The organism is Xanthomonas sp. 3307 (assembly GCF_014199735.1).
Taxonomy (GTDB): Bacteria; Pseudomonadota; Gammaproteobacteria; order Xanthomonadales; family Xanthomonadaceae; genus Xanthomonas_A; species Xanthomonas_A rydalmerensis.
In genome coordinates this window covers 123,180-138,215 of sequence record NZ_JACHOG010000010.1, presented here as the reverse complement: position 1 = coordinate 138,215, position 15,036 = coordinate 123,180, and the positions used below count along the sequence as shown (strand labels likewise).

Annotated in this window: 10 protein-coding genes; 4 read left to right on the top strand and 6 right to left on the bottom strand. The window is 69.8% G+C overall.

What is annotated here, in order from left to right; all coding sequences use genetic code 11:
- Positions 1 to 391: 391 nt before the first annotated feature.
- Positions 392 to 1,711 carry a lipid IV(A) 3-deoxy-D-manno-octulosonic acid transferase gene (waaA, locus tag GGR64_RS19220; protein WP_184647844.1) on the bottom strand — a complete coding sequence of 440 codons (1,320 nt, stop codon included), beginning with the start codon at positions 1,709 to 1,711 and terminating at the stop codon, positions 392 to 394.
- Between the two features lie 102 nt (positions 1,712 to 1,813).
- On the opposite strand from waaA, the gene GGR64_RS19215 reads away from it, so the two are divergent.
- Complete coding sequence (locus GGR64_RS19215) at positions 1,814 to 2,755, top strand: LpxL/LpxP family Kdo(2)-lipid IV(A) lauroyl/palmitoleoyl acyltransferase (protein ID WP_184647842.1); 942 nt, start codon at positions 1,814 to 1,816, stop codon at positions 2,753 to 2,755.
- Between the two features lie 4 nt (positions 2,756 to 2,759).
- Here the strand turns inward: GGR64_RS19215 and GGR64_RS19210 are convergent, their stop codons facing one another.
- The 3 genes from GGR64_RS19210 to GGR64_RS19200 are packed head-to-tail and all read right to left on the bottom strand — an operon-like array spanning position 2,760 to position 5,416.
- The gene (locus GGR64_RS19210) at positions 2,760 to 4,115 is read right to left on the bottom strand and encodes an O-antigen ligase (RefSeq protein ID WP_184647841.1); all 1,356 of its coding nucleotides are present in this window, start codon (positions 4,113 to 4,115) and stop codon (positions 2,760 to 2,762) included.
- Positions 4,096 to 5,208, bottom strand: a complete 1,113-nt coding sequence (locus GGR64_RS19205) for a glycosyltransferase (protein ID WP_184647838.1) — start codon at positions 5,206 to 5,208, stop codon at positions 4,096 to 4,098. Before GGR64_RS19205 ends, GGR64_RS19210 begins: the two co-directional genes overlap by 20 nt.
- A gap of 10 nt (positions 5,209 to 5,218) precedes the next feature.
- Positions 5,219 to 5,416 (bottom strand): zinc-finger domain-containing protein, encoded by a 198-nt coding sequence (locus GGR64_RS19200; protein ID WP_010344507.1) that lies wholly within the window; start codon positions 5,414 to 5,416, stop codon positions 5,219 to 5,221.
- Between the two features lie 180 nt (positions 5,417 to 5,596).
- On the opposite strand from GGR64_RS19200, the gene GGR64_RS19195 reads away from it, so the two are divergent.
- Positions 5,597 to 5,857: a helix-turn-helix transcriptional regulator gene (locus GGR64_RS19195; protein ID WP_225851569.1), complete on the top strand. Its 261-nt coding sequence runs from the start codon at positions 5,597 to 5,599 to the stop codon at positions 5,855 to 5,857.
- Positions 5,858 to 6,319: 462 nt separating this feature from the next.
- Here GGR64_RS19195 and GGR64_RS19190 read toward each other — a convergent pair whose 3' ends face one another.
- Both GGR64_RS19190 and GGR64_RS19185 read right to left on the bottom strand, forming a co-directional pair.
- The gene (locus tag GGR64_RS19190) at positions 6,320 to 8,605 is read right to left on the bottom strand and encodes an NADP-dependent malic enzyme (RefSeq protein ID WP_184647836.1); all 2,286 of its coding nucleotides are present in this window, start codon (positions 8,603 to 8,605) and stop codon (positions 6,320 to 6,322) included.
- Positions 8,606 to 8,753: 148 nt separating this feature from the next.
- Positions 8,754 to 10,118: a dicarboxylate/amino acid:cation symporter gene (locus GGR64_RS19185; RefSeq protein ID WP_184647834.1), complete on the bottom strand. Its 1,365-nt coding sequence runs from the start codon at positions 10,116 to 10,118 to the stop codon at positions 8,754 to 8,756.
- Positions 10,119 to 10,563: 445 nt separating this feature from the next.
- Here GGR64_RS19185 and GGR64_RS19180 point away from each other — a divergent pair, with 445 nt between their 5' ends.
- Both GGR64_RS19180 and GGR64_RS19175 read left to right on the top strand, forming a co-directional pair.
- Complete coding sequence (locus tag GGR64_RS19180) at positions 10,564 to 11,736, top strand: porin (protein ID WP_184647832.1); 1,173 nt, start codon at positions 10,564 to 10,566, stop codon at positions 11,734 to 11,736.
- A 310-nt stretch (positions 11,737 to 12,046) separates the two neighbouring features.
- The gene (locus tag GGR64_RS19175; protein ID WP_184647830.1) at positions 12,047 to 14,692 is read left to right on the top strand and encodes a NahK/ErcS family hybrid sensor histidine kinase/response regulator; all 2,646 of its coding nucleotides are present in this window, start codon (positions 12,047 to 12,049) and stop codon (positions 14,690 to 14,692) included.
- Positions 14,693 to 15,036: the final 344 nt, after the last annotated feature.

Here is a 15,036-nt window from a genome sequence, read left to right as displayed (position 1 = left end):
AAGCCGGCAAGCAGATCGTGTGCGCCGCCATGCGCAAGCTCCTGCACCTCGCCTATGGCGTCCTCAAATCGGGCACCGCGTTCGACCCGAAAAGGAGCCTTGCCTGCTAGGGGGTAAGACGGTATCTACACCTGTGCGCATCGCACTGCGATATGCGCCATGCTGCGTCGAACCATCCCATGTGGCGCAGCGAACGCCATCCTGTGCAATGGCGCAATGATCCGGAAGCTCACTGTGGGAGGGACTTCAGTCCCGACGCGGTGCGCGGTGGACTGGGCGGAATGGGCCAACGCAGAGTGTCATGCGTCGCGACTGACGTCGCTCCCACAAGGGGGCTTCTGCCCGTCTGCAGGCAGTCCTCCAGGCACGCACACCTCGACGCGCCGGTGCGCTACTCCTGCACGCTCGCGTCGTCCGCCAACGGCGGCAGATGCGGCGCGATCAGCTGCAGGGTCCGCTGCAATGCGCCGCGGCCGTTGGCGACCAGCGCGCAGCCGGCCTCGGCCATGCGCTTGCGCGCCTCGGCGTCGGCCAGCAGGCTCTGCAGCGCCGCGCACACGGTGCCGGCATCCTCGCAGATGGCCACCGCGCCGGCTTCGCGCATGCGCCGCGAGATCTCGGAGAAGTTGTGCAGGTGCGGGCCGGTGACCGAGGGCGTGCCGACCGCGGCCGGCTCCAGCAGGTTGTGGCCGCCGATCGGCTGCAGGCTGCCGCCGACGAAGGCCACCTGGGCACAGGCGTAGAAGCCCATCAGCTCGCCCAGCGTATCGATCACGAACACCGCATCGTCGGCGCCCGGCCACTGCTGCTGGCGACGCGTGGCCACGCGCCAGCCCTGGTCGCGCGCCAGCGCCTCGACCTTGGCGAAGCGCTCCGGATGCCGCGGCGCCCACAGCAGCAGCAGGTCCGGCCACTGCCGACGCAGTTGCCGGTGCATCTCGATCACCGCCGCTTCCTCGCCATCGTGGGTGCTGGCGGCGATCCACACCAGACGCGTCGCCGGCACGCGCTCGCGGAACGCCGCGACAACGTCGGGCAGGTGCGCAGGCGCGGCGATATCGAACTTCAGGTTGCCCAGCGCACGCACCTGCTCGGCGCGCGCGCCCAGCGCCACGAAGCGCTCGGCATCCTCCTGCGACTGCGCCGCCACGCAGGTGACGGTGCGCAGCGCGCGCCCGATCAACGGCCGCAGCACCCGGTAGCCGCGCAGCGAACGCGCCGACAGCCGCGCATTGAGCACGTAGACCGGGATGCCGCGGTCGCGGCAGCCGAACAGCATGTTCGGCCACAGCTCGGTCTCCAGGATCAGCGCCAGGCTGGGGCGGAAATGCTGCAGGAAGCGGCCGACGCTGCCGGGCACGTCGTAGGGCAGATACACATGGTCCAGAGCGTCGCCCCACAGCGCGCGCACCCGCTCCGAGCCGGTCGGGGTGATGGTGGTGATCACCCAGCGGATGTCCGGGCGCTGCGCGCGCAGCGCATTGACCACCGGCGCGGCGACGTTGACCTCGCCCACCGAGACCGCATGCAGCCACACCCGCGGGCGGCCGCACGCCTGCGCATACGAGGCGTAGCGCTCGTCCCAGCGCTGGAAGTACTGGCGCACGCGGAAACCGCGCCAGACCAGGTGGTAGACGGTGACCGGCAGCAGCAGATAGAGCACGGCCGAGTACAGGCCGCGCAGCAGCCGCTCGATGAAATCGTTGCGCATCCGGACAGCATAGCCGGTTGCATGCGGGCGGCGGCAGACGATCGACATGCCCGCCACGGGAGCACCGACGCGGTCGTGCGCGTGCCCGGCTAAACTTGGCGCATGTCTGCCGCCCCTACTCCGCCCGCGTCCGCCACCCACGCCGCACCGCCACCGCGCTCGCCCCGCCACTGGCTCACCTGGCTGCTGCTCGGCCTGGCGGTGATCGCCGCGCGTCTGCCCTGGCTGTTGCAGCGTGCCCTGGGCCGCGGCATCGGCTGGCTGGCGCTGCGCCTGGCCGGTACCCGCCGCCATGCCGCCGAGGTGAACCTGAAACTGTGCTTCCCGGAGCAAAGCGAGGCCTGGCGCGAACGCCTGCTGCGCGACAGCTTCGATGCGCTGGGCGTGGGCGTGTTCGAGTTCGCCCGCGCCTGGTGGGGCGGGATCGGCGCGATTCGCCGGCGCACCCGCATCGAGGGCCTGGAACACCTGAAGGCGCTGCAGGCGCAGGGCCGTGGCGTGCTGCTGGTGTCCGGCCACTTCATGACCCTGGAGATCTGCGGCCGGCTGCTGTGCCAGTACGTGCCGCTGGCCGGGATGTACCGACGCCACCGCAATCCGGTGTTCGAATGGGCGGTCAAGCGCGGCCGCCTGCGCTACGCCACCGCCATGTTCGCCAACGAAGACCTGCGCGGCAGCGTGCGCCATCTCAAGCGCGGCGGCTTCCTGTGGTACGCCCCGGACCAGGACATGCGCGGCAAGGACACGGTGTTCGTGCCGTTCTTCGGCATGCCCGCGGCCACCATCACCGCCACCCATCAGTTGGCGCGGCTGACCGGCTGCGCAGTGGTGCCGTATTTCCACCGTCGCGAAGGCGCCGACTACGTGCTGCGCATCGCGCCGCCGCTGGAGCAGTTCCCGTCGGAGGACATGGTCGCCGACACCGCACGGGTCAACGCCGCCATCGAAGCGATGGTGCGCGAGGCGCCGGCGCAGTATCTGTGGATCCACCGCCGCTTCAAGCGCCAGCCCGGCGGCCGCAGCGACTTCTACGAGCGCGGCTGAGCGCTCAGCGCGGCGCCGCGGCGTCGGCGCGTTCGCCCGGTTCTGGCTCGTTTGCCAACAGGGCGCCGGCGTACAGGCCGATCAGCAGCATGGTCAGCCCGCCCCAGAACGACGAGTAGAAGGCCAGGTGGGTGTTGAACGGGAACACGGTGATCAACAAGGCCTGCATCGCCGGACGCGCCCGCTCGCGCGCCTGCGCCGACGCGTAGCGCCAGGCGCGCCATGCCTGTGCGGCACCGGCCAGCCACAGCAGCAGCCCGATCACCCCGGTCTCGGCGAGCACCTCGAGCACGATCTGGTGGGCATGGAAGGCCGGCTCGCGCCCCCATTCCCCGGCGTGAGTCGGATCCGGGTCGCAACTGGCGTAGGCCTCGCGGAAGCCGCGCACGCCGACGCCGTTGACCGGATGCTCGCGGATCATGCACCAGGCCGCGGTCCAGATCTGCGCGCGCCCGGTCAGCGCCGCGTTGAGGTCGGCCGGATGTCCGCTGAGCACGCGCGCGGTGCGCTCGAAGCGGTCGTGCACCTGCGGCGACACCACGCCCAGCACCCCGGCCACCAGCAGCGCGGCCACGCCCAGCGCGAGCAGCTTGCGCGCGCCGAGCAGGCGCCAGCCCGACAGCACCAGCAGTACCGCATAGGTGACCCATGACGCGCGCGAGCCCGCCAGCACCAGCACCACGCCCACTGCGCCCGCCGCGAGCAGCCAGCCCCAGGCGCCGCCGCGGCGCGCGGCCAGCCACAGCAGGAACGGCGACACGCTGGCCAGCACCTGGCCGAACTTCAGGTTGCACGGGCCGAACACGCCGCTGAGGCGATCGGCCAGGGCGATCTCCTGCGGCGTGCACAGGCCATGGTGGCTGATCGCCCACTTCAGTTGGTCCATCGACCAGAACAGCGGGCTGGTGCCGCACAGCGCCTGCGCCAACGCATCCACGGTCCAGATCGCGGCGATCACCGCCAGGCCGTTGAAGGTGGTGCGGCGCCCGCGCGGCGTCGCCACCGCCATCGCCACCAGCCACAGGAACGGCAGGAAACGCAGGTCCACCGCCGATTCGCGCAGCGCCAGCGGCACGTCCACCGCGCCCAGCGCCGACAGCGGCTGCGGCAGCCAGTAGGTGAGGAACAGCAGCGTGGTCAGCGCCCAGGCCGGACCGCTGAGCAGGCGCGCGCCGCCGCGGAAGCGGCTGTGCAGCAGGCGTGCCAGGGTGACCAGGGCGCCCAGTGCCAGCACCCCGGCGGCCAGGCCCGGCGCCGGCCACAGCGCGACGAACACCAGCACCCAGACCGGCGCCCAGCGTTCGCGGACCTCAGGCAGGGGGGAAGCGGACAGGGAACCGTCAGGGCCGGAGTTCGTCATAGATCGCCAGAGTGCTGCGCTGCATCGCCTGCAGCGTATAGGGAAGCGCCGCCGGCGGCGCCGGTGGCTGCGCCAGCAGCGCGCGCGCGGTCGCCAGCAGGGCCGTGGCATCGAAGGTCGCCACCGCGCCGGCGGGCTGCAGTTGTGCCAGCAGTTCGCCGACCCCGCCGTGCGCCCAGCCCAGGACCGGCCGCCCCACCGCCAGCGCCTCGACCACGGTGCGGCCGAACGCCTCGGGCTTGCGCGAGAGCTGCAGCACCAGGTCGCTGGCGGCGTAGGCCTCGGCGATGCGCGCAGTCGGCGGCGTGAACGCCACCGCGTCGGCCACGCCGAGCGTCGCCGCCTCGGCTTCCAGTTCGCGGATATAGGCTTCGCGCCCGGCCTCGCGCGCGCCGGGCAACCACAGCCGCGCGTCGCTGCCCTCGCCGCGTAGCGACGCCAGCAGGCGGAGCGCGTCGGCGTGGCCCTTCAGGCGGGTGCCGCGCCCCGGCAGCAACAGCAGCGGCCCGTTCCCGGCCAGCACCGGCGCCTGGCTGGCCGCCCAGGCCCGCGCCTGCGCATCGGGCCAGGGACGGCGCGGGAACTGCGCCGGATCGATACCGCGCGGCACCACCCGCAGGCGCGCCGGGTCGGTCTGCGGATAGTGCTGCAGCACGTAGTCGCGCACGGTCTCGGACACGCAGATGACCCGCTCGCCGCGGGTCATCACCGCGCTGTAGCGACTCGGCGAATTGAGTCCGTGCACGGTGGTGACCAGACGCGGGCGCTGCGCCGCCGGCATGCCCTGCAGCGCGCGCCAGCCCAGCCAGGCCGGCAGCCGCGAGCGCGCGTGCACGATGTCGGCGCGCTCGCGCGCGAACAGGCGCCTCAGCGCCGGCACGTGGCGCAGGGTCAGCAAGGATTTGCGGCCGATGTCCAGGGCGATGTGCTCGGCGCCGGTGGCGGCCAGCGCCGGCAGCAGCCGGCCGCCGGCCGAAACGACCACGGCGCGATGCCCGGCGTCGACCAGGGCCTGGGCGATTTCCAGCGTGGACCGCTCGACGCCGCCGGACTCCAGCGCCGGCAGCAGCTGCACCACGGTCAGGCGGTGCATCGAACCCGGATCAGTCGACCAGCACGAAGACCGCGCCGCAATACGGGCACTTGGCTTCCAGGCCCGGCTCGTCTTCGATCGGCAGGTAGACCCGCGGATGCGAGTTCCACAGCGCCATCTCCGGCGTCGGGCAGCTCAGCGGCAGGTCGGCGCGGCGCACCTCGTAGCGCGTCTGGGCATTGGCGGGCGCGGTGGCGGTATGGCTCATGGCGGTGGGGACACGGCGAAAAGGACAGGCGATTCTAGCAGCCCGTCCCGGGCCAGGCGCAGGTCCCGGAGGCGACGGCGGCGGCGCCCTTTCACGCGCCTTTCTTATTCGCTTGATGCAGGGCGAACGCAGCACTATGCTGGTATCACGCGGCGCCAACATGCCGCTTTGAGGTGTCTCGTGGATATAGGTGTGCGTTTGATGCAGGCGCGGCGAAATGCCGGTTTCACACTGCGCGAGCTTGCCGCCTTGCTGGGCGTGGCGCATAGCACCCTGGGCCATTGGGAGAACAACCGTTCGGTCCCCAATGCCCGGCATTTGCTGAAGATCGCCGAACTTACCGGCGTCGATGCCTATGTGCTGCTGACTGGCAAGCCGTCCAAGCTGAACCAGACCGACAGCGACAGCCTGCCGTTGCCGGTAGGCAAGCGCATGGCCTGAGCGCGGCGCGGCGCCATTGGCGCCGTCCCCGTGCCCGGCTCGACCCTGCGCAGCCCGCATGCCGGCTGCGCGTGATGACGCGAATGGCACTGCAGAACCTGCTGTCGCCCGCGTATGAAACCGTTTCCAGCCCCAACCTTTCGCTGACCCTGCCGCAAGCGGCGCGCCCGTCCCGCCACCCAGGCCGCTTTTGGCGCGGCTCCCCGTACTGACCCTTGCGCGATCGCGGCCCTTCCCTCCCGGCCATCCTGTCTGCTGCGACACCACGCCTTTCAGGCACAGCGCCGAACACGACCTCGCACCTCAGGATTGCGCGCAGCGCGTGACCGCCCTTCATCCGGGACATCGGGGTGGCAGCCTTGCTGCCGTCTGTACCGTCTGCACGCTCCGGCAGTGCTGCGTACACGCGCAGCAACACCGGCGCCGCGGTCGCGCGGGCCGGTGCGGAAGCCGCGTGGCGGCTTACTTCTCCGCTTCGAGCTGCTTGCGGATCTGTGCGTCGACCGCGGCGATCGCGGTCATGTTCATCACCCGGCGCGAGGTGGCGCTGGTGGTGAGGATGTGGACCGGCTTGGAGATGCCCATGAGGATCGGGCCGATCGCCACGCCGTCGGTGAACACGCGCACCAGGTTGTAGGCGATGTTGGCCGCTTCCAGGTTCGGCAGCACGAACAGGTTGGCGCGGCCCTTCAGCGTGCTGTTGGGCATGATCTGCTTGCGCAGCGCCTCGTCCCACGCGGTGTCGCCCTGCATCTCGCCATCGATGTTGAGCTCGGGCTTGCGCTTGAGCAGCGCCTCGCGCACCTGGCGCATCTTCAGCGCATCGCGCGAATCGTGGCTGCCGAAATTGGAATGCGACAGCAGCGCGATGTTCGGCTCGATGCCGAACAGCTTCAGGCGATAGGCGGCCTGCAGCGTGGCTTCGACGATCTGCTCCACGCTCGGATCTTCCTGCACGTGGGTGTCGACGAAGAAGAACGCGCCCTGCTGGTTGATCACGCCGGTCATCGCCGAGGTCGAGCTGACCTTCGGCTCCAGCGGAATCACGCTGCGCGCGTAGCCGAGTTTCTTGTGGAAGCGGCCGACCACGCCGGTGAGCAGCGCATCGGCTTCGCCGCGCGCGACCATCACCGCCGCGATCAACGTCGGCCGCGAACGCATCAGTTCCTTGGCCGCGGTGACGGTAACGCCACGGCGCTCGGTCAGCGCGTGGTAGTACTGCCAGTAGTCGTTGAAGCGCGGATCGTCGTGGATGTTGGTGATCTCGAAATCCACGCCGGCGGTGATGCGCAGGCCCAGGCGCTGGATGCGCGCCTCGATCACGTCGGGACGGCCGATCAGGATCGGGAACGCCAGGCCCTCGTCGATCACGCTCTGCACCGCGCGCAGCACCACTTCCTCTTCGCCCTCGGCATAGACCACGCGCTGCTTGTCGGCGCGCGCACGGTCGTACACCGGCTTCATCATCAGGCTGGTGCGGTAGACGAACTGGCTGAGCTTGTCGCGGTAGGCGGCCATGTCGGCGATCGGCCGCGTGGCCACGCCCGAATCCATCGCCGCCTGCGCCACCGCAGAGGACAGCTCGACCAGCAGGCGCGGATCCAGCGGCCGCGGGATCAGGTAGTCGGGACCGAAGCTCGGCGTCTCGCCGCCGTAGGCCGCACCGAGGTCGGAGGCTTCGCGCCGCGCCATCGCCGCGATCGCCTTGACGCAGGCGATCTTCATCTCCTCGTTGATGCCGGTGGCGCCGACGTCGATGGCGCCACGGAACAGGTAGGGGAAGCACAGCACGTTGTTGATCTGGTTCGGGTAGTCCGAACGGCCGGTGCCGATGATCGCGTCCGGACGCACCGCCTTGGCTGCCTCCGGGGTGATCTCCGGATTCGGATTGGCCAGGGCGAAGATCACCGGCTGCGGCGCCATCGTCGCCACCATCTCCGGCTTGAGGATGCCGGCGGCCGACAGGCCGAGGAAGATGTCCGCGCCCTCGACGATCTCGGCCAGGGTGCGCTTGTCGGTGTCGCGGGCATAGCGCGCCTTGTCCGGATCCAGGTCGGTGCGACCGGTGTGGATCACGCCGTCGCGGTCCAGCGCCAGGATGTTCTCCGGCTTCAGGCCCAGCGAGACCAGCATGTTGACGCAGGAGATGCCGGCCGCGCCCATGCCGGTGGTGGCCAGCTTGACCTCTTCGATCTTCTTGCCGGTGACCACCAGCGCGTTGAGCACGGCCGCGCCGACGATGATCGCGGTGCCGTGCTGGTCGTCGTGGAACACCGGGATGTTCATGCGCTCGCGCAGCTTGCGCTCGACGATGAAGCACTCCGGCGCCTTGATGTCTTCCAGGTTGATGCCGCCGAAGGTCGGCTCGAGGCTGGCGATGATGTCGACCAGCTTGTCCGGATCGTTCTCGTTGATCTCGATGTCGAACACGTCGATGCCGGCGAACTTCTGGAACAGCACGCCCTTGCCTTCCATCACCGGCTTGGACGCCAGCGGGCCGATGTTGCCCAGGCCCAGCACCGCGGTGCCGTTGCTGATCACCGCGACCAGATTGCCGCGCGCGGTCAGTTCGCTGGCCTGTTTCGGATCGGCGACGATGGCCTCGCAGGCGAAGGCCACGCCCGGCGAATAGGCCAGGGAGAGGTCGCGCTGGGTCAGCATCGGCTTGGTCGCGGAGACCTTGATCTTGCCCGGCGGCTGCTGGCGGTGATAGTCGAGGGCGGCCTGTTTGAAATCGTCGTTTGACATCGAGGGCTTCTTTTGTCGAAAGGCGCGGAGGCCCGGAATTCTACCCCCAGCAGCAGGAGCGGTCCTGTCTGGCGGCTGTCGCCAGGCCTTGGGGGCAGGAAAAAAAGCAACGCGCCGGCAAGGCCGGCGCGTCGTGTGGTGCAAGGAATCAGCGCGTGGCGAGCGGTTCGGCCGCCACCGTCGGCAGCGGCACGGGCTCGCCATCCAGTGCCAGACGCAGGCGATCGCGATCGAGCGCATTCTCCCAGCGCGAGACCACCACGGTGGCCACTGCATTGCCCATGAAGTTGGTCAGCGAGCGGCACTCGCTCATGAAACGGTCCACGCCCAGGATCAGCGCCATGCCGGCCACCGGCACTTCCGGCACCACCGCCAGCGTCGCCGCCAGGGTGATGAAGCCGGCGCCGGTCACGCCGGCCGCACCCTTGGAGCTGAGCATCGCCACCAGCAGCAGCGTGATCTGATGGCCGAGGGTCAGTTCGGTGTTGGTGGCCTGGGCGATGAACAGCGCCGCCAGGGTCATGTAGATGTTGGTGCCGTCGAGGTTGAACGAGTAACCGGTGGGCACCACCAGGCCGACCACCGACTTCTCGCAACCGGCGCGCTCCATCTTCTCCATCAGCGACGGCAACGCCGATTCGGACGAGGACGTGCCCAGCACCAGCAACAATTCCGTCTTGAGGTAGCGGATCAACTTGAAGATCGAAAAGCCGCACAGGTACGCCACGGCGCCGAGGATCACCACCACGAACAGCAACGAGGTGACGTAAAACGAGCCCACCAGCCAGGCCAGCTGCACCAGCGAGTGCAGGCCGTGTTCGCCGATGGTGTAGGCGATCGCGCCGAGCGCGCCGATCGGCGCGGCCTTCATCAGGATGTGCACCAGCTTGAACACCGGCGCGATCAGCGCTTCCAGGAAGTTCAGCACCGGCTTGCCGCGCTCGCCGACCATGGCCAGCGACACGCCGAACAGCACGGCGACGAACAGCACCTGCAGCACGTTGGTACCGACCAGCTTGCCGTTGACCACCTGGTCGCCGGTGAACGCGCCGACCAGCGAGTTGGGGATGATGTCCATCAGGAAACCGACCAGGGTCAGTTCGTGCGACTTCTGCACGTAGCTGGCGACCTTGCTCTGGTCCAGCGTCGCCAGATTGACGTTCATGCCCGCGCCGGGCTGCACCACGTGCGCGACGATCATGCCCACCACCAGCGCCAGGGTGGAGAAGAACAGGAAGTACACCATCGCCTTGCCGAACACCCTACCCACTGTCTTCAGGTGGGTCATGCCGGCGATGCCGGTGACGATGGTCAGGAAGATCACCGGCGCGATGATCATCTTCACCAACTTGATGAAGGCGTCGGCCAGCGGCTTGAGCTGGGTGGCGAACTGCGGCTCCAGATGGCCGAGCACGGCGCCGATGACGATAGCCACCAGCACCTGGACGTAGGTATGCCGGTAGAAGGGCACAGGCCGCGGCGCAGGCGTGGCCGGGGAAGTTGAGATGTGCATCGAAGACGCTCCGGGACGGTCCGCCCACCCGACGCGGGTCGCGGAATGCTGCCTTTGTACGCGGCGCCGGCGCCGAAGCAGATAACCTATTGGTACTAGGCCCGGTCGGCGGCCCCGGCGAGGCGGTTACAGTGTCCCCGCAGGCTCAGGGAAGGGCTGCGCGCAGCGCTGCATCTGATGGCCGCCCAGGTGGCCCGGAGCAGTGCCGCCGCCATCGCAGCGCGGTCTTCAGGGGGAGACGCCGCCGCAGGACTGCAACATTGCCGTAAAGAACGGCCGGGCGCGTCCGCTATTGGATGTCAGGGGCATCACGTCCGGCACCGTGTCCGCACCGCAGCGGCGTCGCCGTTCGCGTGCGGCCCGCCACCGCACTGCCCGCGCCATCGCACCACCAAGCCCGGCCGGGGACTGCCGCGCCTTCATTCCTTACCGAGACGACTCCATCATGCGCCACACTCTTCTCTTCGCCGCGCTGGGCCTGACCGCTGCCGCTCCCGCCGTCGCCGCCAACAGCTTCGACGACTGGCCGACCAAGGTCGCCTTCAACGACGGTACCGAACTGGCCGTGACCGGCAACTACGCCTACGACTGGAACAACTTCTCCAACGACGACGGCCGCCTGGAGGACGACAACGCGTTCCGGCGCAAGGAGTTCGGCGCCACGCTGAAGAAGAAGGGCGTGTACGACGCGATGGTGTACTTCGACTTCGAGTCCAAGCTGTGGCTGGACGTGTTCTTCCGCTTCGAGACCAAGGCGCTGTTCGGCGCCGACTACGGCAAGGTGCGCCTGGGCTACATCAAGGTGCCGGTGGGCCTGGAAGGCGTAACCAGCTCGCGTGCGGACAGCTTCATGGAAGTCGCGCTGCCGGTGCAGGCGATCTACCAGGGCCGCCGCACCGGCGTGGAGTGGACCTTCGAGCGTCCGCAGTACCTGCTGCAGGCCGGCGCCTACGGCGGCAAGGACCTGCAGGGCGACAACCCCGGCACCACCCAGGCGGTGCGCGGCGTGTGGACCCCGTTCAAGGCCGACGGCGACGTGCTGCACCTGGGCCTGGCCTATTCGCAGGAGAATCCGCGCGGCTACCACAACGGCCTGGACGTGAGCTTCAGCCCGCGCGCGCGCTTCCGCGCGCGTCCGGAAGCCGGCCTGACCGACGTGCGCCTGATCGATTCGGGCACGCTGGTCGACGTCGACCAGGTGCGTCGCACCGGCCTGGAGGCGATCTGGATCAAGGGTCCGTTCTCGATGCAGGGCGAGGCGCTGCGCGCCGACGTGACCCGCGACAACGGCCGCCCCGACTACACCGCCGACGGCCAGTACGTGTTCGCCAGCTACGTGCTGACCGGCGAATCGCGGCCGTACAGCGCCGGCAACGTCGGCAACATCAAGCCGGCCAACGCCTATGGCGCGGTCGAACTGCTGGCGCGCTACAGCCGCCTGGACCTGGACGACGGCACCGTGCTCGGCGGCCGCCAGCACGACTGGACCTTCGGCGCCAACTGGTACCTGACCAGCCACTTCAAGTTCCAGGTCAACTACGTGCGCGCCGATGCCGAGCGCGCCGGCGTGCGCCTGAAGCCGAACTCGCTGGATGTCCGCGCCCAGGTCCAGTTCTGAGCCGGCGCACGTCGGCCGATCCGACGCGATCGGCCGGCGTGCGTCCTGCGGTACCAGCTGCAGGGGCTGAGCAACGAAACGCCGCGTGGGTCGTCGGCGATGCCGACGGCCCTTTTGCGATCTGACCTCGCCGCCCCGCAACGTGCCCGCGGCACATCCACGGCAGCACGCACTGACACGATCGCCAGCCAAGCCTGACCAGGCCGCGTCCTGCCGTTGGCGATCCGCAACATCGGCCATCGCCGCCGCATGCCGCAAACGGCATCGCACCCTCTAAGCTGATGCGGCCCTAGTCGCCGCGTTCTTCCGCATGCCTTCGCTCCTGCGCCATCGCCGCCTTGTCCTGCTAGTGATCGTCATCGTCGGCGGCATGGTGCTGGCGATGCTGTCGGCGCAGCATGTCGCCGAACAGCGCGCGCTGCGCGCCGAGAGCGTGCAACTGCGCCAGCAGTTGGAGTTGTATGCGCAGACCCTGCAGCAGCGCATCGATCGCTACCGTACCCTGCCGCAGGTGCTGGCGCTGGATCCCGAACTGCGCGACGCCCTGACCCGCCCGCTCGACCCGGCGACGCAGCGGCAGTTGAACCTGAAGCTGGAGCGCGCCAACGACGTCACCCGCTCCTCGACCCTGACCCTGATCGACGCCGAGGGCGTGGCCCTGGCCGCCAGCAACTGGCGCCTGCGCAGCAGCAACGTCGGCGCCGACTACAGCTTCCGGCCCTATGTGAAACAGGCGCTGGCGCAGGGCAAGGGCCGCTTCTACGGCATCGGCGTGACCACCGGCGTGCCCGGCTACTTCCTGTCGGAGGCGATCGTGGATGCGCGCGGGCGCCCGCTCGGCGTGATCGCGATCAAGATCGAACTGGCCGCGCTGGAGCACGAATGGCTGCGCGTGCCCGATGTGGTACTGGTCAGCGACGGCCACGGCGTGGTGTTCCTGGCCAGCCGCGACGTGTGGCGCTACCGCCAACTGCAGCCGCTCAGCGCGCACGAACGCGACGAACTGCTGGCTACCCGCCAGTACGCACAGCAGACGTTGCTGCCGGCGCGGCGGCGGGTGCTGAAGACGCTGGACGACGGCGGCCAGGTCATGCGCATCGACGCGCCGGCGCAGCCGGCGCCGCTGCTGTGGCAGAGCATGGCGCTGCCGGAGAGCGGCTGGCGTCTGCACCTGCTGCACGACGTCGGCGGCAGCCGCGCGGCCGGCCGCGCCGCCGCGCTGGCTGCGGCCGGGATCTGGCTGGCGCTGTCGTTCCTGGGCCTGCTGTTCCAGCAGCGCCAGCGCCTGGCGCGGCTGCGCCAGCGCAGCCGGCGCGAACTGGAGTCGCTGCTGCAGCAGCATGCGCAGGAACTGCGCACCGCCCAGGACGGCATCGTGCAGGCCGCACAGCAGGCCGACACCGGCCTCAGCCGCAGCCTGGAGCACCTGCCGCAGGGCGTGGTGATCATCGACGCGCAACTGCGCCTGGTGGCGTGGAATTCGCGCTACCTGGAGATCTTCCGCTTCCCCCCGGAACTGATCCGGGTCGGCCGCCCGATCGAGGACGTGTTCCGCTACAACGCGCGCCGCGGCTTGCTCGGCCCCGGCCCGGTGGAAGCGGCGATCCAGCGCCGCCTGGATCACCTGCGCAGCGGCCGCCCGCACATGCGCGAGAGCGAGAAGGACGACGGCACGGTGTTGGAAATCCGCGGCAATCCGCTACCCGACGGCGGCTTCGTCACCAGCTACGCCGACATCACCAGCTACAAGAACGCCGCGCGCGAACTGCGCTCGCTGGCCGACGCGCTGGAGCACCGCGTCGCCGAACGCACCCGCGACCTGGCCGAGGCCAAGCGCGAGGCCGAAAACGCCAACCGCTACAAGACCCGCTTCGTGGCCTCGGCAGTGCACGACCTGCTGCAGCCGCTCAACGCCGCGCGCATGTTCGTCTCGGCGCTGCGCGGCAAGCTGCACGACGCCGCTGCGCGGCAGATCGCCGATCATGTCGACAACGCGCTGGCGGCGCAGGACGCGATCCTCAACAGCCTGCTGGACATTTCGCGACTGGAAGCGGGCACGCTGAAGACGCAGGTGCAGGACCTGGCGCTGGACCCGCTGCTGCAGACCCTGGCGCGCGAGTTCGGCATCGTCGCCGAAGGCCGCGGGCTACGTCTGGACTACGTGCCGACCCACGCCACGGTGCGCAGCGATGCGACCCTGCTGCGGCGCATCCTGCAGAACTTCCTGTCCAATGCGGTGCGCTACACCCCGCGCGGGCGCGTGCTGCTGGGCTGCCGACGCGATGGCGCGCAGCTGCGCATCGAGGTCCACGACCAGGGGCCGGGCATTCCCGACGCCCTGCAGCAGGAGATTTTCGAGGAGTTCCGCCGGCTTGGCGACGGCGTCGCCAACGACCGCGGCGCCGGCCTCGGCCTGGCGATCGTGGAGCGTATCGGCCGTCTGCTCGGCCATCGCATCGGCCTGCGCTCGCAGTTGGGCCGCGGCAGCGTGTTCTCGGTGACCGTGCCGCTGGGCGATGCCGCCGCCGCGCAACGCCAGGCACCGGCGGCGATGGCCAGCGACAACGGCGACGACCCGATCCTGCACGGCTGCCGGGTGTGGTGCATCGACGACGACCCGCGGGTCTGCGAGGCCAGCCGCACCCTGCTGACGCGCTGGGCCTGCCAGGTGGAACTGGCCGCCGGCCCGGAACAGGCGCTGGCCGCCGCGCAGCCGGCGCAGGCACCGGAACTGGTGCTGCTGGACGTGCGCATGGGCGACAGCGACGGCCCGACCCTGTTCGCGCAGCTGTGCGCACGCTGGCAGGCCGAGCCGCGGGTGATCCTGATCACCGCCGAACCCGATCCGGCGCTGCGCAGCCTGGCGCAGGAACGCGACTGGGGCTTCCTGGCCAAACCGGTACGGCCCCCGGCCCTGCGCGCGCTGATGACGCAGATGCTGCTGCGGCGGGGTTGAGGTTGAGCCCCTCTCACACCAGGAGAGGGGTTGGGGTGAGGGTCCGGGGCGCGCAGCGCCACGCAAGACCTCATGCGCCATTGGCAACCAACCCCTTCACTGCCCTTGCAATGCGGCAGCGCTAGCCGCCGTACCCTCATCCGCCCCTGCGGGGCACCTTCTCCCGAGGGGAGAAGGGAAGCGCGCTAGCCCCTCTCCCACCGGGAGAGGGGTTGGGGTGAGGGTCCGGGGGCGCGCAGCGCCACGCAAGATCTCGTGCAAAGTTGGCGACCAAGCTCACCACTGCCCTTGCAATGCGGCAGCGCTAGCCGCCGTACCCTCATCCGCCCCTGCGGGGCACCTTC